Origin of the sequence: Microtetraspora fusca (assembly GCF_001570365.1) — a bacterium.
In the GTDB taxonomy this organism is placed as follows: domain Bacteria; phylum Actinomycetota; class Actinomycetes; order Streptosporangiales; family Streptosporangiaceae; genus Microtetraspora; species Microtetraspora fusca.
This window is the reverse complement of the sequence record NZ_BBYK01000058.1, coordinates 77,452-100,563: the sequence shown is the minus strand read 5'-3', so window position 1 is coordinate 100,563 and position 23,112 is coordinate 77,452. Positions and strand designations below refer to the sequence as shown.

Sequence of the window (23,112 nt, the reverse complement as noted above, 5' to 3'; positions counted from 1 at the left end):
TCCTCACGGCGTTCACCCACAAGGTGCGCCGGCCGGGCCGCGTACCAGGACGGACGGTACGCGGCCCCGGCGCTGAGCGCGCCACTTCTGCCGAAGCGTCATGATCGGGGAGCCCATCCGCCATATGACTTGGCGGAGCACGCCTTAGACGGCGGGCGGTGTCAGAGCGGCTCGCCCAGCGGGCCGTGCTCGGCTTCCAGTGCGGCCGCCCAGTACGCGGCGAAGTCGGGCTGCGTCCCGTCCGCGTCGGTGAAGCCGTACTCCTTGTACAAGCCCCAGGTCGCGAGCGCCCGCCCGGTCTTGCGCATGATGTCCGGGTCGGCGGCCAGCGCCGCGACCGCCCGGCCCAGGTACGCCGGACTCTCGGAGTGGGCGAAGTTCGGGTCCTTCGCCGCGCCGTCCCGCCAGGTGTCCTCGGTGACCCCGAAGTGGTCGAGCACGGCCTCCGAGCGGAGGAAGCCGGGCGTGATCGCGACCGCCGCGACGCCGTACGGCTTCAGCTCGGCCGCCTGCGCGACGGCGAGGCGGATCACCGCCGACTTCGCCAGGTCGTAGAAGAACGATCCGCGATAGCGGGCCGTGTTGCCGTCGGTGACCTCGACGACCAGGCCGCCGCGGCGGGCCACCATCAGCGGCAGCGCGTACCGGCTGGTGATCACGTGGGTCTCCACGGCCTGGCGCAGCAGCCGCAGGCCGGTGTCCAGGTCCTGCTCCCACAGCGGGTGCTCCCAGTCGGTCAGGGGATCGCCTCCCCACACGCAGTTCACCAGGATGTCCAGCCGCCCGTCCTGCTCGGAGGCGATCCGGTCGACCAGGGCGCGGACCTCCTCGGGGCGGCTGTGGTCGGTCCGGACCGGGATGCCCACGCCGCCCGCGCGGGCGACCCGCTCGGCGGTCTCCTCGACCGTCTCCGCGCGGTCCATCTCCGAGCGCCCGGCCGCGCTGCTCCGGCCGGTGACGTACACGGTCGCGCCGGCGGCCCCGAGTTCGACGGCGATGCCGCGCCCTCCGCCTCGGGTACCGCCGGCGACCAGGGCCACTTTCCCAGCGAGGGGTCGGGCTTGGGCATTCGTCATGATTCCTCCAGATCCGGGGTGGCAGGGGTGTGAGGGGACAGCACGCCGCGGATCTCCTTCCCGAACCGCTCGTCGAGCGCGCCCTCGCGTCCGAGCGCCCAGGGGAGACCGTTCGTTATTAATAAATGGCTGTTCATTTATTAAAGCGCACGCGGGGGAGTGCGGCAAACGCCGACCGGCCTGGTCAGGCCTTCCCGGGACGGTCCGCCGCGACGATGATGACGCCGCCGAGGAGCGCCAGCCCCAGGTTCGCGTAGACCTCGTACCCGGTGAACAGGTCCACCCGCGGGACGATGACGCGGTTGAAGAAGTTGAGGAACGCGCCCATCACCGGCTGCGCGGCGAGGCGGTCGATCGTTCCGCTGATGCCCGCGACGACCAGATAGAGCCCGAAGAGTTGGACGGCATGACGCATGGGGCAACGCTAGGAGGCCGCAGCGAGGCGGCGGATCGGCCCGCGGACGCTCCTCACTCCGCCGGAAGTCGCCGTTTCGACGGCCTTGTCCGCGACCGAAGACGTGTGAGCCGCGACTTTCGTATCACCTCACCGGTCGCCGCATACCGTCTGACCGGCCGCGATATTGATTCCCCGATCGATTCGGAACCGACGGCAATATTGGACATCGCGTGATCGGCTCTGGTCTGCTGGGCGGCATCCGATCCAACGGAGATCGTGCAGAAGCCTGGGCGAGCGAAAGCAGGTACCACCGAATGTCCGAGGAGCAGTCCGGCCTGTCGCGCCGCGCTTTGCTGGTGGCCGCGGCTCTCCTGCCGGTGGCGGGGTGCGACGCAGGTGACCGCTCGGCGTCCGCGTCGTCCCCGGCGCCCAGTCGCCCCTCCACCGGTTCTCGGGCCGCCGAGCCGTCCCCGCTCCCGACTCCCCGCCCTGCCAAGTCGCCGGACGTTTCGCGATTCGCGGCGCTCGAACGCAGGCACGGCGCTCGCCTCGGCGTGTACGCCCTGGACACCGGCACCGGCATCACCGTCGCCTACCGCGCGGACGAGCGGTTCGCGTTCTGCTCCACCTTCAAGGCGCTCGCCGCGGCGGCGGTCCTGCACCGGAACCCGCTCAGCCACCTGGACACGCGCGTCACGTACACCGAGGCCGACGTCAACTCCATCTCGCCGATCACCCGGAATCACATCGCGACCGGAATGACCATCAGGCAACTCTGTGACGCCGCCATCCGGTACAGCGACGGCACGGCCGGGAACCTGCTGATGCGCGACATCGGCGGCCCCCGGAAGTTGACCGCGTACCTGCGGGAGCTGGGAGACACCGTCAGCCGCATGGACAACTACGAGCCCGAGCTGAACAGCGATCGCCCGAAGGACCCGCGCGACACCACGACTCCCCGGGCGATCGCGTCCGACTACCAGAAGCTCGTGCTCGGCGACGCGCTGACCCCCGACAAGCGCGCCCTGCTCAAAGACTGGCTCGTACGCAACACCACCGGTGGCGAACGCATCCGCGCCGGGCTGCCCAAGGGATGGAAGGTGGCCGACAAGACCGGCACCGGCAACTACGGCAGGGTCAACGACATCGCCGTCGTGTGGCCGCCGCATGCCGCCTCGCTCGTGCTGGCCGTCATGTCCGACCGCCGCGGATTCAACGCCCCGCAGGAGAGCGCACTGATCGCCGAAGCCGCACGCCAGGCCGTCTCCGTCCTCACCTGAGCCGCCGCGCCGGCCGCCCGCAAGGGCGGCCGGCGCGGCGATCTGTCGGCCGAGGCCATGACGAGGTGGCCGTCAGCGAGTAGCGCGGGGATGCCGCCGACGACCGGGTGGCCGGTGCCGACCGGATACGCCTTCTCAGGCCGTGCGGTCCTTGACGATGAGCGAGCCGCTCCACTCCCTGATGCGGACGAGCAAGGTCACCGCCGTTCCCACCTGCTTGGCGGGCCGGCTGACGCGGAACATTCGTCCAATCCACCGGCGGCACGAACGGCGACAGTGGGCCCATGACTACTTCTACGGGGGTCGATAACCCCGCCGGTTGGACGACGCCGATCCGCGGTCTCCTGACGGGGAGCCGGGCATGAGACGCGCGGGAAGCCGCCGGAAGCGCCACATCATCGGCCCGGCCATCCTCCTCGCGATCGTCGGGCTGCTCGTGGCGAACGCGATGGTGGTGTCGCGGCAGGACGCCGAGGCCACGGGAGATTCGACCCTGCCTCTTGACGGCGGGAGCGTCTACGTGCGCCAGGACGGCCCCCGCGATGCCCCGGCGCTCGTACTGATCCACGGCCTCGCCGGGTCGACCAACTGGTGGGAACCGCTGGCTCCGATGCTCGCGAAGTCCTATCGCGTCATCCGGATCGACCTGCTCGGACACGGCCGGTCAGCCAAGCCCGCCGGCGGGGGCTATGCGATCCCCGAGCAGGGACGCCGGGTCGGCGAGGCACTGGACCGGCTCGGCGTGAAGCAGGCCATGGTGGTCGGCCACTCCACCGGTGGCTCGGTCGCCACCGCTCTCGCCGAGCAACGACGCGACCTGGTGACCGCGCTCGCGCTCATCGACTCCGGGCCCCGCACGGACGCCTTCATCTCGGACGGGTTCGTCGGCCGCCTCTTGTTCGTCCCCGTCGTCGGACAACTGCTGTGGCGGTTGCGGACCGACACGATTGTCCGCCAGGGTCTGGGCACCGCGTTCAGCCGCCGCGGCTACGAGATCCCACAACAGCTCGTGGACGATGTGCGCGGCATGACTTACCACGCGCTCACCACGACGTCGCAGGCGGTCGACGACTACCTGGAGCAGCGGGCGCTCCCGGATCGGCTGACGCCCCTCGGCAAGCCGCTGCTGGTGATCTTCGGTGAGGAGGACCAGAGATGGCGGTCCTCATCCGCCGCCGAATACCGCGCCGTTCCGGGCGCGAGAGTCGAGTTGCTGCCCGGTGTCGGACACTCGCCCATGCTGGAGGATCCGCCGCGGACCGCCACCCTCCTCCTGGCCTTCGCCGCGACCCACGCCACCATTTCGGCAGAACACCCGACGGATGGCGGATGATCTCGGGCCCTGCGGCTGCCTGTACGGTTCCCAATCCGGCACCGACTGCCCGTGATGCCGGCCCGTTGATCGCGGAGCAGGCTCAGATCGGATTCGCCCACACGCTCGGCGGTCTCCTGATCCGGACAGCGGAACGCCCCCGGCGGTCTGCCGGGGGCGTCCGTGGGGTCGCGTCTGTCAGACGGACATCAGGCGGTGTAGACGGGGTAGCCGAAGCCCGTCACCTGGGTCATCGGCCGGGTGCGGATCTCGACCTTGCCGTTGCCGGTGTTGCCTTCGACGGTCTTGATGGTGCCGTCGCCGTTGTCCTTGATGACGAAGCCGACGTGGTCGATGCCGGAGATGTCCTTGCCACCGTGCCAGTCGAAGAACACGACCGCACCGGGCTGGGGCGTGTTGCCCCAGCGGTGGTTGTCCTGGAACCACTTGGCGTGCTGGACGGTGTAGGCGTCCCAGCCGAGGACGGGGCGCAGGCCCGCCTGCTCGCCGACCCAGGAGACGAACATGTCGCACCAGGGGGCGTTGGCGTAGGCGTTGACGCTGCCGCCGTCACGGGCGACGGTCTCCTTCGCCCGCTCCGACTTCATGTACCACTCGTGGAACTTGGTACCGCCGCCGTTGGCGTTCTCACTGACGCCGACCTGGCTCTGGGCGATGGTCAGAAGCTTCTGGGGGCTCACCTTGGGCAGCGAGGCGGCCTGCTTCATGAGGGGGCTGACGCTGGCCGCCTGCGCGCTGGCAGGAAGGGTCTCCGCGTGGGCCGCGGCCATCGTCGCGGGGACGGCGGCGCTTGAGACGGCGAGGATTCCGGTGACCAGGGCAGCACGAAGATAGGTCTTGGGGGCTCGCATTACGGGGGTCTACTCCCTTACTTCCAAGCCGCCTACCGGGTTAGCTGACGGGTTCGGGCGTGGAAGTCGCCCTACGGCACGGCTGTACCGATTCACCCCAGAGTGATGGTGGGTCCCCGGCTCCGCGACGACGCGGACTCAGCGGTCGAACGGTCAGGTCCAGGAAAAGGACGACCGCATGATCGGTTAATGGGGCAGGCATACCTCGCAGAAATCAGGTATGCCCCGTGTTCCCAAAACGGTAATAGACCAACTCAAATCGGTCAAGTGCGGACAAACTAGGACATACTTCCGTAATGATCGGTTAAGGGGGCTCCGGCCTCGCGGTCAGGGAGATCGGCGATCAGCGGTCGGGCGCGGAACCCCCTACGGGTACGGCGGTCCCGGTGCCGCAGGCGGAGATCGGCGGCCGGGCGCCGGTGCGCGACGGCGGCCCCGTAAAGATTTACGAACGACCTGGGCCTGACATGGGGATTCCTTGGTCATCGGGGTGCCGCCACCCAGCGACGGACCAACCGACACGTAGACCTGGGCCTCCGGCGTCGATGTTCTCCTGGCCGGTGCGCAGCGCTGGAGCACTATGCCTTTACCCGGCCGGCCCGGGACTCCAGGTAGCGCCGCTCCGCGATGCTGGCGGTGGCCTTCGCGGCGCGCCGGTAGTGCTCGTACGCCCCGGCCATGTCGCCGGTCTTCTCCAGCAGATGCGCCCGTACGGCCAGCAACCGGTGATGCCCGGCCATCCGCTCGTCACCGTCCAACGTGGACAGCAGGGCCAGCCCGGCCGGCGGGCCCTCGGTCTCGGCGAGCGCGATCGCCCTGTTGAGGGTGACCATCGGGTTGGGCGCGATCCGTTCCAGGATCAGGTAAAGGGCGTGCACCTGCCCCCAGTTGGTCTCCTCCGCCGTGGCCGCGTCGGCGTGCGTCGCGGCGATGGCGGCCTGCAGCTGGTACGGCCCCAGCTCCGGTCCGGCCAACGACGTCTTGACCAGTTTGACGCCCTCGTCGATCAGCCCGCTGTCCCACGTCGTACGGTCCTGCTCGTCCAGCGGCACCAGATCGCCCGCCGCCGTCGTACGGGCCTCCCGGCGGGCGTGGGTCAGCAGCATCAGCGCGAGCAGCCCGGTCACCTCGCCGTCCTCGGACAGCTGCGCGTGCACCATCCTGGCCAACCGGATCGCCTCGTGCGCGAGATCGGGGCGGTGGAGCTCGCTGCCCGAGGAGGCGGTGTAGCCCTCGTTGAAGATCAGGTAGAGCACGTGCAGGACGACCCGTAGCCGCTCCTCGCGCTCCGCGCCGTCCGGCAGGTTGAACGAGCTGCCGGCTGCCTTGATCCGCTGCTTGGCCCGGCTGATCCTGGCCGCCATCGTGGCCTCCGGCACCAGGAACGCGCGGGCGATCTCGGCGGTGGTAAGGCCCCCGACCGCCCGCAGCGTCAGGGCGGTCTGGGAGGCCGCCGTCAGCGTCGGATGGCAGCACAGGAACAGCAGGACGAGCGTGTCGTCGGTGTCCGGCACGTCCTCGGGCACCACCTCGGTGGCCGTCGCCCACTCCCGCTCGCGGCGCGCGTGGTCACTGCGCATCTGGTCGATGAGCCGCCGGGACGCGACGGTCATCAGCCAGCCGCGCGGGTTGTCCGGCACTCCCTCGGCTGGCCACTGCACCGTGGCGGCGAGGACGGCCTCCTGTACGGCGTCCTCACATCCTTCGAACTGGCCGTGCCGACGCACCAACGCGCCGAGGACCTGCGGCGTGAGCTCACGCAGCAGGTCCTCGATGGCTGGTGCTGTCATGCCTCCAATTGTCCGTCAGCGAACATCACCTGCCGCACCTCGACCCCCAGACCCTCGATCGCGGCGTCCGGGATCTGCGCCGCCAGCTCGATCGCCCGCTCCTTGTCCTCGCAGTCGATCAGGTAGAAGCCGCCCAGATACTCCTTGGACTCCAGGAAAGGTCCGTCGGTCACCACCGGCTGACCGTTGCGTACGGTCACCACGGCGGCCTGGGACGGGTCGACCAGCGCCTGAGTGGTGATCAGCTCGCCGGACTTCTTGAGCGCCTCGATGAACTTGCCGTGGCCGTTGCCGATCGCCGCCTTCTCCTCGTCGGTCAGCGCGTCCAGTACGGCCGGGTTGATGTGCATGCTGATCAGGAACTGCATGTCCTGCTCCTCGTGATTCGCGAGCCCCGGTCGGGCTCTTCGGCCAGTTGGTCGGAGCCGTCGGCGTCGTCTTGACATCCCCGCCAGAACTTTTTCACGAGTCGTCGCCATCGCATCGCCCGGACCGCGATGTCGTCCATGTGACGCCCCGCCGTGGCCACCGCGAGAGATCTCCTTCCGTCCGGATGTCAAGAAGCTCGCGGCCGCTCCGACCAACCGGCGAAACGTCGAGAGAACAAGGAGTTTCCAGATATGCGAGTCAACCGGGCATGGCTGGGACTGGTCGTCCTGGTGCTGCCGGCATTGCTCGTCGCGATCGACACGACGGCGTTGCTCCTCGCGCTGCCACAACTGAGCGCCGACCTGGGGGCCACCAACATCGAGCAGCTGTGGATCAGCGACAGTTACGGATTCATAGTGGCCGGCCTGGTTATCACGATGGGCACACTCGGCGACCGGATCGGCCGCCGGCGGCTGCTGATGATCGGCGGGGCGGCGTTCGCGGTGCTGTCGGTCGTGGCCGCCTTCGCGGTCAGTCCGCTGATGCTGATCGTCGCGCGTGTGCTGCTGGGCGTCGCCGGAGCGACACTGGCGCCGTCCACACTCGCCCTGATCACCAACATGTTCCATGACCGACGGCAGCGCGGGCAGGCCATCGCGATCTGGGCGACGAGCCAGTTCGCCGGCGGCGCGCTCGGACCCGTACTCGCCGGATTCCTGCTCCAGTACTTCTGGTGGGGGTCGGTGTTCCTGGTCGCCGTGCCGGCGATGGCGTTGCTCCTGTTCGCCGGGCCGATCCTGCTGCCGGAGTTCCGCGACGACCAGGCCGGCCGGCTGGACCTGGTCAGCGTCGGACTGTCTCTCGTGGCGGTGCTGTCGATGGTCTACGGCATCAAGCAGCTGACCGTCGAGAGCGTGCCGGTCGTCCCGGGGGTGGCCCTCGTCGTCGGCGCCGTCGTCGGGTTCCTGTTCGTACGCCGCCAACTGCAGCTGGAGACGCCGCTGCTGGACCTGCGGCTGCTCCGCAACCGCCCGTTCACGGCCGTGCTCATCGGGCTGGTCTTCGCCGGCATCGCCATGGCCGGTACGGGTCTGCTGGTGACCCAGTACCTGCAGAGCGTTCTGGGCTACTCGCCGGTCGCGTCGGCGCTGCTGTTCGCACCGATGGGCCTGGGCTCGGCGGTCGGCACCATGGCCGCGCCGGTGCTGGCCCGGCGGATGAAGCAGACGACCGCCATCGCCGGCGGGCTGGTGGGGTCGGCGCTGGGCAGCCTGCTGCTCGTCGGCGTCAGTGTCGGCGGTGCGAGCGCCCTGCCCCTGGTGATGATCGGCATCGCCGTACTGGCGCTGGGTACCGGCCCCCTGTTCGCCCTGGGCACCGGGCTGATCGTCGGGTCCGTGCCACCGGAGCGCGCCGGCTCGGCGGCGTCGATGTCGGAGACCGGCAACTACTTCGGCGGCTCGCTCGGCTTCGCGCTGCTCGGCGTGACGGCCGCGGTGATCTACCGCAGCCGGATGGACGGCACGTCCGACTCGCTGGCCGGCGCGGTCGCCGCCAGCCGGCGCCTTCCCGCCGGCCAGGGCGCGGAACTGCTGCACAGCGCGCGGGAGGCGTTCACCACCGCCCTGCACGTCACCGGCGGCGTCGCCGCGGTCCTCTTCGCCGGGCTGGCCGTACTGATCCTGGCCATGCGCCCGGCGACCCGGACCACCCCGGCCGCAACCCCCGGCTACGAGGCGGCTCACTCATAGAACAGTGCCGAGGCCGATGCTGTCGTCGTCATCTGCCCCGGACACGCCCGAAGGGGGCCGGGGCTACGCCTCGGCCTCCTCAGTGTCCTTCACCAGACGAGCGGGTACCCGGTCGTGGCGTCCACGTGGTCGGGGATCTCGTCGTGCCGGTCGCCGACGCTCGACGTCCCGGTCGGCTCGAACAGCAGGATCGAGGCTCCGTGTGGGGAGGAGGGCCGGTGCTCGACGCCGCGCGGCACCACGAAGACCGACCCCTGGGGGAGTTCGACGACGCGCTCCCCGGAGTCGGCGTCGCGCAGGGCGATGCTCAACTCGCCCTCGATGACGAGGAAGAACTCGTCGGTGTCGTCGTGGGCGTGCCACACGTGCTCGCCGGCCACCTTGGCGACCCGTACGTCGTAGTCGTTCACTCGGGTGACGATCCGCGGGCTCCACAACTGGTCGAAACCGGCCAGCGCGGCGCGCAGATCGACGGGCATGTTCGTCATGTACCGATCCTGGCGTGAGCCGGCCCGCTTCTCGAAAGCGGGGTACGCCTGTCACATCACCGACGCCAGACGGCGTACCCCCTCGACCAGTTGGGGCAGCGGAGTCTCCCCGTAGGTGAGCCGCAGGTACGGGCTGTCATGCTCCGCGGTGAACCAGGCCGACCCGGGGGAGACCATGACCCCCGCGCCCAGCGCGCGGGCGGCCACCTCGGTGTCGTCGTAGCCGTCCGGAAGCCGCACCCACAGGTGCATGCCCCCGCTCGGGATGTGCGTGATCTCCACGCCGGGCAGCCGGGAGCGCAGCGCGCCGACCAGCCCGTCGCGGCGGCGGCCGATCTCACGCGCGACCGCGCGGCGATGCCGCTGCCAGGCGGGGGAGGACAGGAAGTCGACCGCCGCCTCCTGGATTGGCCCGGACACGTAGAAGTCGTCGAGGATCTTGGCGGCTCTCAGCCGGGCGAACGCCGGGCCGCGGGCCGCGAGGGCGGCCAGGCGGATCGCGGGCGCGACCGGCTTGGTGATCGAACGGACGTAGACGACGTGTCCGTCCTCGTCGGCCGAGGCGAGGGTCGGCGGGGGCGGGCCGTCGATCGTGAGGTCGCGGGCGTAGTCGTCCTCCAGGACGAACACGCCGTGCCTGCGGGCGAGGTCGAGCAGCTCGCGTCGCCGGTCGTCGGCGAGGACGCTTCCGGTGGGGTTGGCGTACAGCGGCTGGACGACGATCAGGCGGGCGACCCGGGCGCGGATGACGTCCTCGAGGAGATCGGTGCGCAGCCCGTGCCGGTCGGTCGGCACCGGGTGGATCTCGAGGCCGTGCCCGCGGGCGACCGAGGTGTATCCGGGATAGGTCGGCGTCTCGAGGATGACGGCGTCGCCGGGCCGGGTCAGCGCGCGGATCGCGATCGACAGCGCGCTCTGCCCTCCGGAGGTGATCAGGACCTCCGCCGGGTTGTACGCGCCGATCTGGTGGGCGAACCACTGCCGCATCGAGGCGAGGCCCTCGACCGGCGTGCGGCCCCATACCCCGGCGCGTCGCATGGCCCGTGTCATGGAGGCGATGAGCGCCTTGTCGGGCACGAGGGTCTCGTCGAGGTAGCCGCCGGACATGCGTACGGTGTCCGCGTGCGGCACCTCGAGAAGCGCCAGGTGGCGAGCGGTGTCCTGCGGGACGTGGCCGCCCAGGGCGGCGTGCTGCCAGGCCAGGTCCGCGGGCGGCCGGCGCGACGGCGCGGTGGCGACGAAGGTGCCGTTTCCCGGCCGTACCGTGACCAGGCCCTTCGCGGCGAGCTCGCGTACGACGTGCTGGACCGTGAGCGGCGAGACCTGGTAACGCCGCTGAAGTTCGCGGACGGACGGCAGCCGGGTTCCGGGCGTCGCGTCCCTGATGAGCTCATGGAGGGCGGACGCGAGCGCTCTTCGGCTGTTATCGTCATACATGTCAAACAAAGATAGCGTTATCGCCTTCGACGTGGTCACGGATAACGGTGGTTCGCGCTACGCCGGCTGGGCCATGGGCTCGCTCGGCGTGTTGATCTTCAGCTTCGCCCTGCCCGCGAACGCGTGGGCCGTGCGGGGATTCCACCCGATGGCGGTCACCGTCTGGCGCGCCCTGATCCCGGGGCTGTTAGCGGCCGTGCTCCTGTGGCGGGTGCGGGCGCCGATCCCCGACAGGCGTTCCTGGCCCCTCCTGGTCACGTCGGGGTTGTGCGTCGCGGTCGGGTTCCCGCTGCTGTCCTCGATCGCGCTGACGACGATCCACCCGGCCCGCGCGGCGGTCATCCTGGGCCTGCTGCCCGCGCTCACCGCCGCGTTCGCCACGCTCTTCGGCCGGGAACGGCCGTCGCCGCGGTTCTGGGCGATCAGCGGCGCCGGTCTGGTGGTGCTGCTCGCCTACCTCACGACGCGCGGCGGCACCGGCGGCCTCGCGCTCGGCGCGGGCGATCTGGCGATGTTCGGGGCGACATGCTGCTCGGCGGTGGCGTACGTCCTGGGGGCCGACCGGGCGAAGGTGTACGGCGCCTGGCAGAGCATGTGCTGGACCCTGGTCGCGCTGCTGCCGCTGAGCATCCCCTCGGGGATCGTGACCGCGATCGTCCAGGACCCGGCCTGGACCGTCCAGAGCGCCGTCGGGATGTTCTATCTGGCCGTCGTCTCGACTTTGTTCGGATACTTCGCCTGGTACGCGGGCCTGGCGCGGGGCGGCATCGCCCGCGTCGGCCAGGTCCAGCAGATCCAGCCGATCCTGACCATCTGCTGGTCCGGCCTGTTCTTCGTCGAGACGCTCGACCCGCTGACCTTCGTCGTCGGCACCGTGGTCGCGGCGCTGGTCGCCGCCGGGCAGCGCGTCCGCTGACCCGGCCCTTCCGGCCGACGCGCAGGCTGAGCCGCCGGACTTGGCCCGCAGACAGGCCTGGTCGATCCCGTGGTGCCCACGATCGTTTTCACTGGCGCGCCGCAGGCCGGGACCGCCCAGCCTGGTGCTCCGTACGGCATCGCGAGGTCAATGCGCTGCCGGCGTACGCGGATGTGCGGTAGCGCGGGAGGCGGGTCGGATGGTCACGGTGCGGGCGCTTCCGGTGCCGGCGGCGAGCGTGCGGCTGGCGGACGCGGTGGCCACGTTCCTGGACACGATCGCGGTGGCGAACACCCGCCACGGCTACGCGGTCCCGCTGGACCGAATGGTGCGCGACTTCGGCGCGGACACCAACGTGGCGCAGCTGGACCCGGACCGGGTGACCGGCTGGTTCACCTTCGCATGGGGCGGCTGCTCGGCCAAGACGTTCAACACCCGGCTGACCGCACTGGGCTCGGCGTGCGGCTACTGGCGCCGGCAGGAGTGGCTGGCCGGGGATCCGTTGGTGCGGCTGCGGCCCCGGCCGGTGCCGCCAGACAACAGCAAGGCGCTGACCCGCCCGCAGGTGGCCACGATGCTCGAACTGGACGTGCCGCTGCGGGAGCGGGTGCTGTGGACGCTGCTGTACGAGTCCACCGCCCGCGCCGAGGAGGTACTGCTGCTGAACGTGCCGGACCTGGACGCCGCGAACCGGCGGGCGGTGGTGACCCGAAAGGGCGGCGCCCGCGATGTGATCGTGTGGCAGACCGGCACCGCGCGGCTGCTGCCCCGGCTGCTGGCTGGGCGCAAGACCGGCCCGGTGTTTTGGGAACTGCTTGGCGATCTCCAGCGCGGTGAGAGGGCCCGGCGCTGTAGCTGTGTGACCAGGCGTTTGCGAGGGTGAAATCGAGATCCGGTCGGTGGTGCTCGAGCCCGCCGAGTACGCCGGGTGCTGAGTCAGGAACGCGAGGACTACCTGCGGACGCAGATTGAGCACCGATTAGGTTTCCGCGCCGCGCCCGTCTGTACGTGTGAGATCGACTCACGGGAGGCTGGCACGATGCGGAAACTGATCTTCGGCATGAACGTGACCCTGGACGGCTACATCGCCGCGCCCGGCGACGACCTCGGCTGGAGTGGGGGGGAGGGACCGGACTCGTCGCCGAGCGACGAGCTGTTCCAGTGGTGGTCCGACCGGGTGGACGCGACGGGCCTGGCGCTGTACGGGCGCAAGCTGTGGGAGGCGATGAGCTCCCACTGGCCGACCGCCGACAAGCAACCGGGTGCCACACCGGCGGTGATCGAGTTCGCCGGCCGCTGGCGGGACATGCCGAAGGTGGTGTTCTCCTCTACGACCAGCACGGTCGACTGGAACACCCGTCTGGTCACCGGCGACGCGGTCACCGAGATCACCAGGCTCAAGGCCGGCGACGGCGGCCCCATGGACATCGGCGGTGCCACACTCGCCGCGGCGGCCATGCGGGCCGGGCTGATCGACGAGTACGTGATCGTCACCCATCCGGTCCTGGTGGGAGGCGGCACGCCGTTCTTCACAGCCCTGGACAACTGGGTGAACCTGAGTCTGGTGGAGACCCGGACGTTTCCCGGCGGCGTGGTGCTGACCCGATACGAGACGCGGCGATGAGCATGGGCCAAATGCGCGGCTCGTAAGGCCAGGTCGAAATCCTTCCTGGCGTGCTCACCGTGACCCTCGGCGATGAGGGAACCTTTTCCCGGCCCTTCCTTGCGTTCCGAGTGAGCTGTTGACCGACTCGCTGAAGATGAGGACGACGGCTTCGTTGATCGTGACAATGTTCTTCGGGCATGAAGATGCCCCGCCGGCAACGCCGGCGGGGCGGTGGTGTTCGCGTTGCCGCGTTGGTGTTCAGCTGGTCGGGGTGCTCACTCCGCGGTGACTTCGGTAACGCCGGCCCGTGCGCTGGACTCGTCGACGATGGGGACTTGCCTGATCACATCGTCGCGGGCAGGCCCAGCCATGGTTTGTCGGTGGCGTCGAATCCGGTGAGCTCGGCGATCTTCCCGTCGACGATGTGCAGGACCGCGATGGTGAACAAACGGTATTCCGGGTCGTCGGGGGTGCGGAGGTACAGCGCGGCGGCAGGCATGCGGTTGACCGTCGTGGCGATGCAGCGCCAGTCGTCGTAGCCGCGCTGGAAGAGCCCATTGGAGACCCAGCCGTCCACCGCGTCCTCGGCCGTGACGATCAAGGTGCCCGGGTCGGGCAGCATCGCGAAGCGCAGGTCGTCGCGCAGCAGGGCCATCAGCCCGTCGAGGTCGTTGCGCTCATGGGCGTCCATATACGACTTCACCACGCCGCGCTCGTCATCCGACAGCTCGTGCGTGGCAGGGCTCCGCCAGTCGAGGCGGCGGTCGGGCAGCTGCTCGCGCATCGTCACGCGCGCCCGCTGCAGTGCGCTGGTCACCGATGCGACCGTCAGCTCGAGGGCGTTGGCGGCCTTCGACGCCGGCCAGCCGAGGACGTCGCGCACGATGAACACCGCCCGCTGCCGCGGCGGCAGGTGCTGGACGGCGACGATGAACGCCAGCTCGATCGTCTCCCGCGCCACCACCGACTCCTGCGGGTCCTCCGGGAGCATCCGGTCCGGGTAGGGCTGCAGGTAGCGCACTTCCCAGCCCGCGCCCGGCAGCTCGGCAGGCACCGGTGTGCGGTCGTTGCGCTTCTCCAGGAAGTCGAGGCAGGCGTTCGTCGCGATCCGGTACAGCCAGGTCCGCAGCGCAGCGTGGCCCTTGAACGACTCCCGCTTGTTCCACGCCCGCAGGAACGTCTCCTGCGTCATGTCCTGGGCGTCCTCGTAGTTCGCGAGCATCCGGTAGCAGTGCACCTGCAGCTCACGCCGGTAGCGCTCCGTGATGAGCGCGAACTGTGCTGCGTCATTTGAGAGGGCCGCCGCGATGAACGCGGCCTCGTCGTCGCCTAGCAGTCTGGCATCGGTCATGGTCGTCAATCCTTCCGCGGGTGGCGAGGGGCTACCAGAACTGACGACGTGGCGGAGGATTTCTGAGCGGTGAAGCCGCCGACACCGGGCCGTTCGTCAGGCCGGACGGGGTCGGGTCGATCCAGGGGACGTGGCCGCAGCCGTCCTGCTGAATTTCCCAGGCGTGTTCGAGCTTGGTCTTCTCCCGTTCGGTGTACTGCTTGACGCAGGACGGGTCCTCGATGCCCAGCTGCTCGGCCAGGTAGTCCACCAGCTCGACCGGCACGTCCAACGGATCGGCCAGGAACATGCCCAGGCGCCGAACCGTGACGACCTGGAGGGCGAAGCCCAGGCGCGAGTGATCACCACGTCGTTTGCCGATCAGCCGCCGATCCTCGTCATCGAGATGGAAGAACCGCTCCAGTTCCACCCGCGACAGCGACCCGAACCGGCCGTAGCCCTCCAGCCCCTGGCTGATCACGGCGGCATGATCGCAGACCTGCCTGAATAGCCCACAACGAGGGCCCTTACCGCCGGATCTCGCGGACTTGTTCCTCACGGGCCATATCGGTGCAGAGCCGGATCGTGGGCTGGGAGCAGTTGTTCGATCATGTGGGCCGGCATCACCGGCTGTACGCGGCGCTGCTGGGGCGGCGCGGAGACCCATGGTTCACGGCGCGGTTACGGGAACGCTGTGTGGCGCTGGCCCGCGACCGGCTCCACAGCGTCCACGGCAAAATCGCCCCGGACGCCGGGCGGGACATGCCACCGGAAGAACTGGAGCTGGTGTTCGCCGCCAACCTGGCCCTGGGCGCGATCACCTGGTGGCTGGAGCACGACCGCCCCCTGCCCGCGCGCCAGATGGCCGAGGCGGTCGTCCGTTTCGCGACCCAGGGGTACTTCGGCGCCCTGGGCCTCGACGTGCTCCCGCCCAACGCTTGATTCCCGCCGGTTCGGCCGCCGTCGGTGTGAAGTAACGGATCAACTCGTCCCTGCTGTTCTCCGAGGATCATCCGCTCCACCTGCTCCTCGGACGACCCCCTCTGACACTGCACCGCCTCGCGTGCCGCACCGGACAAAGCCGGAACCGGTGATCCGTCGCGCCTGCGCCACCGATAGCCTCTGTCATTGTGGCGCGCTTTGATCTTGCCGATGTTGCTCGTGGTGGTCGGCGTAGTCGTTGCGGCCGTGCGAATCGCCGCAGGGTCCCCAGTCGCTGGCGGTATAGCGCTGCTGGCGTTCGTGCTGCTCGCCGGACTGTACTCTCCGCTGGCGTTCCCGAGGTCGATCGGTGCGGTGGAGGCGCAACGCCGCAGCGCCGTCGACGGTCGGCCGATCGTCTACTGGCGGCCGGGCTGTAAGTACTGCCTGCGGCTGCGGATCCGGTTGGGCCGCGACGCCCGTCGGCTCCATTGGGTCAACATCTGGCGCGACCCGGCCGGCGCGGCGGCGGTGAGGGCCGCCACAGGTGGCGACGAGACGGTGCCGACCGTGGTGCTGGCGGGCCGGCCGTACATCAACCCGGATCCTGGGTGGGTGCGCGAACAGCTTCCCCAATCCACCTGATCGGAAGCGGTCACCCCCGGCCGCCCGGGGCGGCGGAGGGGATTCACAAGCACGCCGACCCCGCGATCGGCCTCGCCGAGTTGGCGACGCTGCGCGGGCTGGTGGACGACGGTGTCAGTTTCACTGAGGCCGCCCGCACCTTGCAGATCGGCCGGTCCACCGCCGATGAGGCCCTCGCGAACGCAGAGGGGTGATCGCTTCAGGCTCGCGGGATGTCCGTCCCGGTGGGCCGGTATTCCACCAGCAGCACCCGGCCATCGAGAGCCCGGTGCTCGACCGGTTCGAGGTCGGCGGACGCGATGTCGGCAAACGCCGGCTGACGGCCCGCGTCACCGGCGAACGCCGGCGGCCGCCGATCCATATCGCTCCGGCTCAGCCGGAGATGCGCGTACGGCGGTGCCATGCCTTGCTGTCGATGACCCAGACCCCAGAGCGGAGGGTGCGTACATGATCACGGAGCCGATCACTGACTGCCGGCGGGAAATTCGGGTGCGGAGGGTCAGTGGGGTGGTGTGTGATCAAGGGATGGCGATCGAGATGGGCAGGCCAGGCGTCGACGGGCTCGGTGACCTGGTGCGCGTGATGGCCGAGTGGCAGTACGACGGAGCGCCCGTGCAGTTGCATCCGGGGGACGTGGGGTGGTTCTGGCGGTTCGGCGCGGAGCGGACGGCGGAGGCTACGCGGACCTGGAGCCGGGCTGGAGAGGTTCTGGCGGTCGGGCTGCTGGACGGTGCGGAGTTGCTGCGGTTGGCCTTCGCCCCGGAGGCGTTCCGGGACGAGGAGTTGGCGCGGCAGGTGGTCGAGGACGTGTCGGCCCCTGAGCGTGGTGTGCTCCTCGAGGGCAAGGTGTACGTCGAGGCACCGATGGGTGCGCTGGTCCAGGACCTGTTGTTCGAGGACGGCTGGAAGAGTGGCGAGCCATGGACTCTACTTCGGCGTGACCTCGGCGCGCCTGTGCCGGATCCCGGCGTACGCGTCGAGGTGATCGGGCCGGAACAGGCGCACGAGTGGGCCGCGGTCCTGAGGGCGTCGTTCGACGGGTCGACGTTCACCGACGAGCGCTGGCACGCGATGGCGGCAGGTGCGCCGTATGTCGACGCGCGGTGCCTGGTCGTGCGCAATGAGCAGGGCGAGGCGGTGGCGGTCGTGGCGGTGTGGTCGGCGGGTGAAGGCAGGCTAGGGCTGATCGAGCCGATGGGGGTGCACCGGGCACACCGCGGCCACGGTTACGGCCGGGCGATCACGGTCGCCGCAGCACGCGCTCTCCAGGAGTTGGGTTCGTCCAGCGTGGTCGTGTGCTCCCCGAGTTCCAACGTCGGCGCCGTCGCCACGTACCAGTCGGCCGGCCTCGATCAGTTGCCCGAGCGACGGGACCTGTACCGCAACGCTTCCTGAGTCCTTCGGTGTGGGGTCGGGGTACGCCCAGGACCTGCTACACCAGCAGGGTGTTGACGTGGACCAACGCGGACTGAAGCAGGTGCAGGGCGAGCATCGAGCTCTCGTGGTGGGTGGGCGTCGTTGAGTTACTCGTGGACCTGAGCGCTCACTGTGAGGTGCGCGTCACCGCTGTCCGCGCCCAGGCCCGCGAGCAGGCGCAGACCGTCCTCGGCGGGGCTGCCGGGGGCCGCGGACAGCACCAGCAGCTCCATGCCCGATTCGTCCGGTAGCGCGAAGTTCTCCTGGTGCAGTTCCAGCAGTCCGACCAGCGGGTGCCGGAACGCCTTGCGTCCATGTGTGCGGGCGCGCACGTCCGCGCGCGCCCAGAGGCGGCGGAAGCGCTCGCTGCCCATCGCCAGCTCGCCGATGAGCGAGGCCAGGCGGGGGTCCTCGGGGTATTTGCCGGCGGCCAGGCGCAGGTGCCCGACCACGTCGAGGGTGCATTTCTCCCAGTCCGCGTAAAGGCCACGCTCGGCCTCCTCAAGGAAGATGTGCCGGGCGGTGTTCAGGCCCGGCATCGGCCGGCCGTAAAGGAGCCCGGCCAGACGGTCCCCGGCGAGCACGTCCAGGCGGTGGTCCATGATCAGCGCGGGTGCGTCGGCGACCAGGTCGAGGACGCGCAGCAGCTCCGGCCGGACCCGCCCGCCCGGCACCTTCGCGCGGCGGCGGCGCTGCCGGGCGAGCCGGTAGAGGTGCCCGCGTTCGGTCTCGTCGAGGCCGAGGACGCGGGCGAGCGCGTCGAGGACCTGCTCAGAGGGCTGGGTCGCGCGCCCCTGCTCCAGGCGTACGTAGTAGTCGACGCTGACTCCGGACAGGTGCGCGACCTCTTCGCGGCGTAGCCCTTCGACCCGGCGGCGGCTGTCGGCGGGGATGCCGACGGCCGCCGGGTCGACTCGGGAACGCCGGGTCCGCAGGAAGCCCGCAAGATCGTCCATGCCTCCAGTATGGCCGCGGCGGTGCCCGTGAAGGTGGCCCTGCCATTACCAGGAAGTCCCGTCCGATGGAAGAGGCGTCCCTGAACGCCGAGCGCCTCGGCGCCCAGGATCGAAGGCACCCGATTCAAAGGAGTTCTCATGAAAACGCTGATCGTCTACGCCCACCCGGAGCCGAAGTCCCTCAACAGCTCGCTGAAGGACCTCGCGGTGTCCACATTGGAGACTGCCGGGCACGAGGTACGGGTGAGCGATCTGTACGCGATGAACTGGAAGGCGGTCGTGGACGCCGCGGACTACGGCCCCGCCGCCTCAAGTCCGCTGAAGGTCATCCGGGACTCGGGCCGGGCCTTCGACGCTGGGACGCTCACCCCGGACGTCCTCGCCGAGCAGGAGAAGCTGCTGTGGGCCGACACGATGATCTTCCAGTTCCCGCTGTGGTGGTACACGATGCCCGCGATCCTCAAAGGATGGGTGGACCGGGTGTTCACCTACCACTTCGCGTACGGCGTCGGCGAGCACAGCGGCACCAGGTACGGCGAGCGCTTCGGCGAAGGCACCCTCGCGGGCAGGAAGGCTCTGCTGTCGGTGACCGTCGGCGGCCCGGAGTCGCATTACGCCGCTCGCGGGATCAACGGCCCCATCGACGATCTGCTCTTCCCGATCCACCACGGCATCCTCTACTACCCGGGCATCGAGGTGCTGCCGCCGTTCGTGCTGTACGGCGCCGACCGGATGACCGGCGAGGACTACCCGGACGTCGCCAAGGCCTGGGAGCAGCGCCTGCTCACCCTGGAGTCGACCGAGCCGATCGCGTTCCGGCGGCAGAACTTCGGCGACTACGAGATCCCCTCGCTGCAGCTGAAGGAGGGGCTGGAGCCCGCGGGCCGCACGGGTTTCGGGCTGCATGTGTGCGGCTGAACTCCGGTGATGGACAGGACGAACTGGGGCGTGAACCCGAGGAGCGGCCCGAGGGCCGTGGCGGCGGTGCGGATGAGCGACACCGGCCAGGGTGGAAGGGTGGGTTCCTCCAGCCAGGTGGGGGGGTTAGAGGGTGAGGACGAAGCAGGCGGCGTCGTCGTGTGACATGCCGGTTTCGCTGCAGACGAGGAGGGTGGCGCGTTCGGCCTGGCCGCCGGCTTTGAGTGCGCGGGCGCGGGTGGCGAGGTCGGCGGGGCGAGGCTGGGGTTTGCGGCCAGCGGCGAGACGGACCGCGATGACGAGGAGGCCGACGATGATCGCGGCGATTACGGCGAAGACGATGAGGATGATGATGATTTCGGCGGGACCGAGGTTCGGCACATCTTGATGCTAATGCGAGGTGTTCGGTCACGAGCGTGGATTGCCGGTCTCACCGAAGTCGGTCGGACGCGAGACCTTGACCTGCATGGGCCTGCTTGGTTGAGACACGTGACCCACGTCGTTCTCGCTGAACCCGACCGACTGTGCCGTCAGGGCCACGTTCGAGGAGACGAGCGACAGAGTTCGTCGCTACTGGTACCGGCCTGGCCGAAGGTTAGGCCGCCGTCGGTGCCGACGCACCAGGTGGCCCCGTAGCCTCCGGCCCCGCCCTGGTGGTTGACGTACCCGCCGCCGCCCTCGGCGCTGGCTCCGCCGGCGTTGGGGTAGCTGATGGTCGAGTTTGTTCCGGGCTTGCCGTCCTGGGCGCCGGCGCTGGTGCCTCCGGCGCCGACGGCGATGGTGAGGGTGTCGCCAGGGCGGACGGCCAGAGTGCAGGCGGCGGTGGCTCCTCCGCCTCCGCCTGCGCCCCCGGTTGTGGGCCGGTTCCGGGAGCCGTACGCGCTGGCGCCACCGCCGCCTCCAGCCCCGGTAAGGGCCGCCCTGATCTTGGAGACGCCCGCGGGCACGACGAAGGTGTATCGAGCCCTCACCGCCTGCCGGACGGTCCTGAGCCCAGTCCGGCGTCGCGGGCCCGTGCCACGGCGGCGGCGCGGTCGCTGACACCGAGCTTGCCGTACACCGTGCTGACGTAGTTGCGGACCGTCTTGTCGGAGACGTAGAGCCGGGAGGCGATGGCGGCGTTGGACAGGCCCCGCGCCATCAGGTCGAGGATCTCCACTTCGCGCTCGGTGAGCTCGGGCAGGACGGGATTGGCGACGGCCCGCCGGGTCTCGGCGCCCACCAGCCCGGCGAGTGCCCTGGCGGCGTTCGGGCCGAAGTAGGCACCGCCGTCCCGGCAGGCTTCCAGCGCCCGCAGGATCTCGTCCCGGCCTGCCTCCTTCAGGAGGTAGCCGCGGGCGCCGGCTCGTACGGCCGCGGCCACCGACTCGTCGGACTCCAGCATCGTCAGGACCACGACGGCGGTGCCCGGGAGCTCTTTCCGCAAGCGAGCCGTGGCCTCGACGCCGTTCATGACGGGCATGTGCAGGTCCATCAGGACGACGTCAGGAGCGAGCCGCAGGGCCGACTCCACTGCGGCCTCCCCGTCACCCGCCTCGCCCACGACCGTGATGTCGGACAGGCTGGAAAGCGCCGCGGCCAGCCCTGCCCGGTACATGGGATGGTCGTCCACGATCAGCACGCGCATCTCACACCTCGACTCTCGGCAGCCGCACGCGGATCTCGGTGCCGCCGCCGGCCGGGGCCAGGATCTCGCAATTCCCGTCGAGCTGGGCGGCGGCCTCCGACATCGACTCCAGCCCCACGCCGACGCGCCATCCGGGGGAGGAGCCGGTCAGGCCCACACCGTCGTCCCGTACGGAGAAGTGCAGTGCGTCCGGTGCCAGTTCCACCTCGATGTCGCAGCCGCTGGCGCGCGCGTGCCGGGCGGTGTTGGCCAGCGCCTCGCTCACGATGCGCAGAGCCGCGGCTTCGGTGGCGGCCGGCAGCGGCGGGATGCCCTGTTCGGGCAGGCGCAAACGGATCGCCAACCCGGGCCGGTCGAACGCCGCCGCCTGCGCGCGCAGCGCCTCGGCCAAGCCCAGGTCGTCCAGGGTGGAAGGGCCGAGGCCGTCTATGATCCGGCGGACGTCGCCGACGGCCCCGGCCAGCCACTCGGCGCACCGGCCCGCGAGCGCACCGGCCGCGGCCGGGTCGGTCGTGGTCATGTCGCGGAGTGCCCACAGTTGCAGGTTCACCGCGGACAGGCTCGGCCCGAGATGATCGTGTAGATCCCTGCGCAGCCGTCGGCGTTCCTCGGCGCGCGCGGCGACCAGCGCCCGCCTCGACCGGTCCAGATCCGCCGCGAGCCGGGCGGCGTGCGCGGTCGCACCCGCCTGCCGGGCCAGAACGTGCAGCAGCCGGGCCTCGGCGGGCCGGAAATCCCCGGAGCGCGGCCGGGTCAGCACAAGCTCTCCCACCGTCTCCCCGGCGTGCACCAACGGCACACGCACCGGGTCCACACCGAGATCGTCTCCGTGGCGGGACTCTGGTCCGTCCAGCACCAGAACCCACACGGCCGGGACGCGGAGGAACCTGGCGACCTCCCCGGCCAGCCGGTCGAGCGCCTCCCCGGGCGCCGCCGCCGTCTCCAAGGCCGCGCCCAGGCGCGTCAGCGCCTCGTACGGATCCGCCGCGTCGCCGTACAGCAGACGCCGCACCCCCGTCTGCAGGAACCGGTGTACGGGAGCAACGCTGATGGCCACCACCGCCGCGGCGACAAGGGGCGCCCCTACGCTACGGCCGAGAAGATCACCGAGCAGCGTGACCACAACCGTGTAGCAGAGCGCGATCTCGGCTGACATGAGCGCCCAGACCAGTCCTCGGCGCAGCACGGTCTCCATGTCCCAGAGCCGGTAGCGCTGGATCGCCAGCAGAACGGAGACCGGCAACGGCACGGCTGACGCCGCCAGCAGCACCCCCGACCGGTTCGCCTCGACCGTCTGAGCGGTCGCCAGCAGGATCAGCGCGCCCACCATCCCGGCGGTCACCCAGGCCAACTGGCCACGCTCGTCGCCGTCGGCTCGGCGCAGGCGGACTCCCAGGGACACCAACCCGCCCACCGCCGCGATCGCGATCACGACCAGGCAGACCGGGAGCAGCGCCTCGGCGCCCGCCACTCCCAACGGATTGACGAGCCCGCTGTCGGCCAGTGCTCGGTCGTCGCTGAGCTCCCACGGCAGCAGCGCCCACGCGGCTGATCCGGCCGCCACGGCCGCACACCCCGCGTACATGAGGGGGCGGAAGAACCGCGTCGGCCGCCGGCCCGACGGCAGCCAGTACGGAAGAACGGCCGCCACGATCGTGTAGGCCGGCAGCCAGGTCCACACCGACAGCCAGAGCGCGATCAAGTGGCCGGGCCAGTCCTGCCGGGCCGCGGTGGCGGCGTACTCCCCGGCGAGGACGCTCGTCGCGGCGCTCGCGCTCACGGCGACGAAGAGCCAGCCCAGAATCATCCGGCCGCGCCGGATGAGGAACGCACCGGGCGCGCCGTACATCAGGGCGGTGATCGAGATCCACAGCCAGTAGTCGTCGGCGAACTCCGCTGATGACAGCAGGCGTAGCCCGAATCCGGCCAGGGTCGCCGCGGCGGCGGCTCCCGCGACCAATTCCCCGATCAGTACGAGACGCGAACGCATGGGAGAAATTGTGGG

The 23,112-nt window shown here is 70.2% G+C and carries 24 protein-coding genes, 1 pseudogene and 1 riboswitch; of the genes and pseudogenes, 10 read left to right on the top strand and 15 right to left on the bottom strand.

The genetic code is table 11. The features are described from left to right. Window positions 1-161: 161 nt before the first annotated feature. Both AWQ68_RS26980 and AWQ68_RS26975 read right to left on the bottom strand, forming a co-directional pair. Entirely contained in the window at window positions 162-1,076 is a 915-nt protein-coding gene (locus AWQ68_RS26980) for an SDR family oxidoreductase (RefSeq protein WP_084464441.1), read from the bottom strand. Between the two features lie 184 nt (window positions 1,077-1,260). Then, window positions 1,261-1,491 (bottom strand): hypothetical protein, encoded by a 231-nt coding sequence (locus AWQ68_RS26975; RefSeq protein WP_066945028.1) that lies wholly within the window; start codon window positions 1,489-1,491, stop codon window positions 1,261-1,263. A gap of 296 nt (window positions 1,492-1,787) precedes the next feature. Here AWQ68_RS26975 and bla point away from each other — a divergent pair, with 296 nt between their 5' ends. Together bla and AWQ68_RS26965 are read left to right on the top strand one after the other, a co-directional pair. Continuing rightward, a complete protein-coding gene (bla, locus tag AWQ68_RS26970; protein WP_066945024.1) occupies window positions 1,788-2,753 on the top strand; it encodes a class A beta-lactamase in 966 nt (321 codons plus the stop codon). A 361-nt stretch (window positions 2,754-3,114) separates the two neighbouring features. Continuing rightward, window positions 3,115-4,086, top strand: a complete 972-nt coding sequence (locus AWQ68_RS26965; RefSeq protein ID WP_084464440.1) for an alpha/beta fold hydrolase — start codon at window positions 3,115-3,117, stop codon at window positions 4,084-4,086. A gap of 188 nt (window positions 4,087-4,274) precedes the next feature. Here the strand turns inward: AWQ68_RS26965 and AWQ68_RS26960 are convergent, their stop codons facing one another. From AWQ68_RS26960 to AWQ68_RS26950, 3 genes are all read right to left on the bottom strand, one after another. Then, window positions 4,275-4,937, bottom strand: a complete 663-nt coding sequence (locus AWQ68_RS26960) for a CHAP domain-containing protein (protein WP_066945021.1) — start codon at window positions 4,935-4,937, stop codon at window positions 4,275-4,277. Window positions 4,938-4,952: 15 nt separating this feature from the next. Beyond that, a riboswitch (cyclic di-AMP (ydaO/yuaA leader) is annotated at window positions 4,953-5,091 on the bottom strand. Window positions 5,092-5,515: 424 nt separating this feature from the next. Further along, the gene (locus tag AWQ68_RS26955; RefSeq protein ID WP_066945019.1) at window positions 5,516-6,727 is read right to left on the bottom strand and encodes an RNA polymerase sigma factor; all 1,212 of its coding nucleotides are present in this window, start codon (window positions 6,725-6,727) and stop codon (window positions 5,516-5,518) included. Beyond that, window positions 6,724-7,095, bottom strand: coding sequence for a YciI family protein (locus AWQ68_RS26950; protein ID WP_066945017.1), 372 nt, complete (start codon window positions 7,093-7,095; stop codon window positions 6,724-6,726). The genes AWQ68_RS26955 and AWQ68_RS26950 overlap by 4 nt, the downstream gene beginning before the upstream one ends. A gap of 252 nt (window positions 7,096-7,347) precedes the next feature. Here AWQ68_RS26950 and AWQ68_RS26945 point away from each other — a divergent pair, with 252 nt between their 5' ends. After that, window positions 7,348-8,847 carry an MFS transporter gene (locus AWQ68_RS26945; RefSeq protein WP_066945016.1) on the top strand — a complete coding sequence of 500 codons (1,500 nt, stop codon included), beginning with the start codon at window positions 7,348-7,350 and terminating at the stop codon, window positions 8,845-8,847. Between the two features lie 89 nt (window positions 8,848-8,936). On the opposite strand, the gene AWQ68_RS26940 is transcribed toward AWQ68_RS26945, so the two are convergent. Continuing rightward, window positions 8,937-9,335 carry a cupin domain-containing protein gene (locus tag AWQ68_RS26940; RefSeq protein ID WP_066945014.1) on the bottom strand — a complete coding sequence of 133 codons (399 nt, stop codon included), beginning with the start codon at window positions 9,333-9,335 and terminating at the stop codon, window positions 8,937-8,939. Window positions 9,336-9,386: 51 nt separating this feature from the next. Next, window positions 9,387-10,772: an aminotransferase-like domain-containing protein gene (locus tag AWQ68_RS26935; RefSeq protein WP_066945012.1), complete on the bottom strand. Its 1,386-nt coding sequence runs from the start codon at window positions 10,770-10,772 to the stop codon at window positions 9,387-9,389. A 31-nt stretch (window positions 10,773-10,803) separates the two neighbouring features. Here AWQ68_RS26935 and AWQ68_RS26930 point away from each other — a divergent pair, with 31 nt between their 5' ends. The 3 genes from AWQ68_RS26930 to AWQ68_RS26920 all read left to right on the top strand — a co-directional run bounded on the left by AWQ68_RS26930 (window position 10,804) and on the right by AWQ68_RS26920 (window position 13,312). After that, complete coding sequence (locus tag AWQ68_RS26930; RefSeq protein ID WP_218007052.1) at window positions 10,804-11,688, top strand: DMT family transporter; 885 nt, start codon at window positions 10,804-10,806, stop codon at window positions 11,686-11,688. A 199-nt stretch (window positions 11,689-11,887) separates the two neighbouring features. Beyond that, on the top strand, window positions 11,888-12,571 hold the full coding sequence (locus AWQ68_RS26925; protein ID WP_174554150.1) for a site-specific integrase: 684 nt from the start codon (window positions 11,888-11,890) through the stop codon (window positions 12,569-12,571). Window positions 12,572-12,727: 156 nt separating this feature from the next. Beyond that, window positions 12,728-13,312 (top strand): dihydrofolate reductase family protein, encoded by a 585-nt coding sequence (locus AWQ68_RS26920; RefSeq protein ID WP_066945007.1) that lies wholly within the window; start codon window positions 12,728-12,730, stop codon window positions 13,310-13,312. 325 nt (window positions 13,313-13,637) lie between these two features. Here AWQ68_RS26920 and AWQ68_RS26915 read toward each other — a convergent pair whose 3' ends face one another. After that, the gene (locus tag AWQ68_RS26915) at window positions 13,638-14,645 is read right to left on the bottom strand and encodes an RNA polymerase subunit sigma-70 (protein WP_066945004.1); all 1,008 of its coding nucleotides are present in this window, start codon (window positions 14,643-14,645) and stop codon (window positions 13,638-13,640) included. A gap of 148 nt (window positions 14,646-14,793) precedes the next feature. Further along, window positions 14,794-15,105 (bottom strand): annotated as a pseudogene (locus AWQ68_RS26910) (DUF4158 domain-containing protein); the annotation flags it as partial. A gap of 89 nt (window positions 15,106-15,194) precedes the next feature. Between AWQ68_RS26910 and AWQ68_RS26905 the strand changes: the two are divergent. Then, window positions 15,195-15,566 (top strand): TetR-like C-terminal domain-containing protein, encoded by a 372-nt coding sequence (locus tag AWQ68_RS26905; RefSeq protein ID WP_066945001.1) that lies wholly within the window; start codon window positions 15,195-15,197, stop codon window positions 15,564-15,566. A gap of 210 nt (window positions 15,567-15,776) precedes the next feature. Then, the gene (locus AWQ68_RS26900) at window positions 15,777-16,190 is read left to right on the top strand and encodes a glutaredoxin domain-containing protein (protein ID WP_218007050.1); all 414 of its coding nucleotides are present in this window, start codon (window positions 15,777-15,779) and stop codon (window positions 16,188-16,190) included. Between the two features lie 199 nt (window positions 16,191-16,389). Here AWQ68_RS26900 and AWQ68_RS42770 read toward each other — a convergent pair whose 3' ends face one another. Further along, on the bottom strand, window positions 16,390-16,551 hold the full coding sequence (locus AWQ68_RS42770; protein WP_157545760.1) for a hypothetical protein: 162 nt from the start codon (window positions 16,549-16,551) through the stop codon (window positions 16,390-16,392). Window positions 16,552-16,715: 164 nt separating this feature from the next. Here AWQ68_RS42770 and AWQ68_RS26890 point away from each other — a divergent pair, with 164 nt between their 5' ends. Next, window positions 16,716-17,585 carry a GNAT family N-acetyltransferase gene (locus AWQ68_RS26890; protein ID WP_066945153.1) on the top strand — a complete coding sequence of 290 codons (870 nt, stop codon included), beginning with the start codon at window positions 16,716-16,718 and terminating at the stop codon, window positions 17,583-17,585. Window positions 17,586-17,713: 128 nt separating this feature from the next. On the opposite strand, the gene AWQ68_RS26885 is transcribed toward AWQ68_RS26890, so the two are convergent. Further along, window positions 17,714-18,562, bottom strand: a complete 849-nt coding sequence (locus AWQ68_RS26885; RefSeq protein ID WP_066944990.1) for a helix-turn-helix transcriptional regulator — start codon at window positions 18,560-18,562, stop codon at window positions 17,714-17,716. Window positions 18,563-18,700: 138 nt separating this feature from the next. On the opposite strand from AWQ68_RS26885, the gene AWQ68_RS26880 reads away from it, so the two are divergent. Continuing rightward, a complete protein-coding gene (locus tag AWQ68_RS26880; protein WP_066944987.1) occupies window positions 18,701-19,480 on the top strand; it encodes an NAD(P)H-dependent oxidoreductase in 780 nt (259 codons plus the stop codon). A 126-nt stretch (window positions 19,481-19,606) separates the two neighbouring features. On the opposite strand, the gene AWQ68_RS26875 is transcribed toward AWQ68_RS26880, so the two are convergent. The 4 genes from AWQ68_RS26875 to AWQ68_RS26860 all read right to left on the bottom strand — a co-directional run bounded on the left by AWQ68_RS26875 (window position 19,607) and on the right by AWQ68_RS26860 (window position 23,097). Next, window positions 19,607-19,861 carry a hypothetical protein gene (locus AWQ68_RS26875; protein WP_066944984.1) on the bottom strand — a complete coding sequence of 85 codons (255 nt, stop codon included), beginning with the start codon at window positions 19,859-19,861 and terminating at the stop codon, window positions 19,607-19,609. A 149-nt stretch (window positions 19,862-20,010) separates the two neighbouring features. Continuing rightward, window positions 20,011-20,451 carry a glycine-rich domain-containing protein gene (locus AWQ68_RS26870; RefSeq protein ID WP_066944981.1) on the bottom strand — a complete coding sequence of 147 codons (441 nt, stop codon included), beginning with the start codon at window positions 20,449-20,451 and terminating at the stop codon, window positions 20,011-20,013. Continuing rightward, window positions 20,448-21,107, bottom strand: coding sequence for a response regulator transcription factor (locus tag AWQ68_RS26865; RefSeq protein ID WP_066944978.1), 660 nt, complete (start codon window positions 21,105-21,107; stop codon window positions 20,448-20,450). Before AWQ68_RS26865 ends, AWQ68_RS26870 begins: the two co-directional genes overlap by 4 nt. Window position 21,108: 1 nt before the next feature. Beyond that, on the bottom strand, window positions 21,109-23,097 hold the full coding sequence (locus AWQ68_RS26860) for a sensor histidine kinase (protein ID WP_157545758.1): 1,989 nt from the start codon (window positions 23,095-23,097) through the stop codon (window positions 21,109-21,111). Window positions 23,098-23,112: the final 15 nt, after the last annotated feature.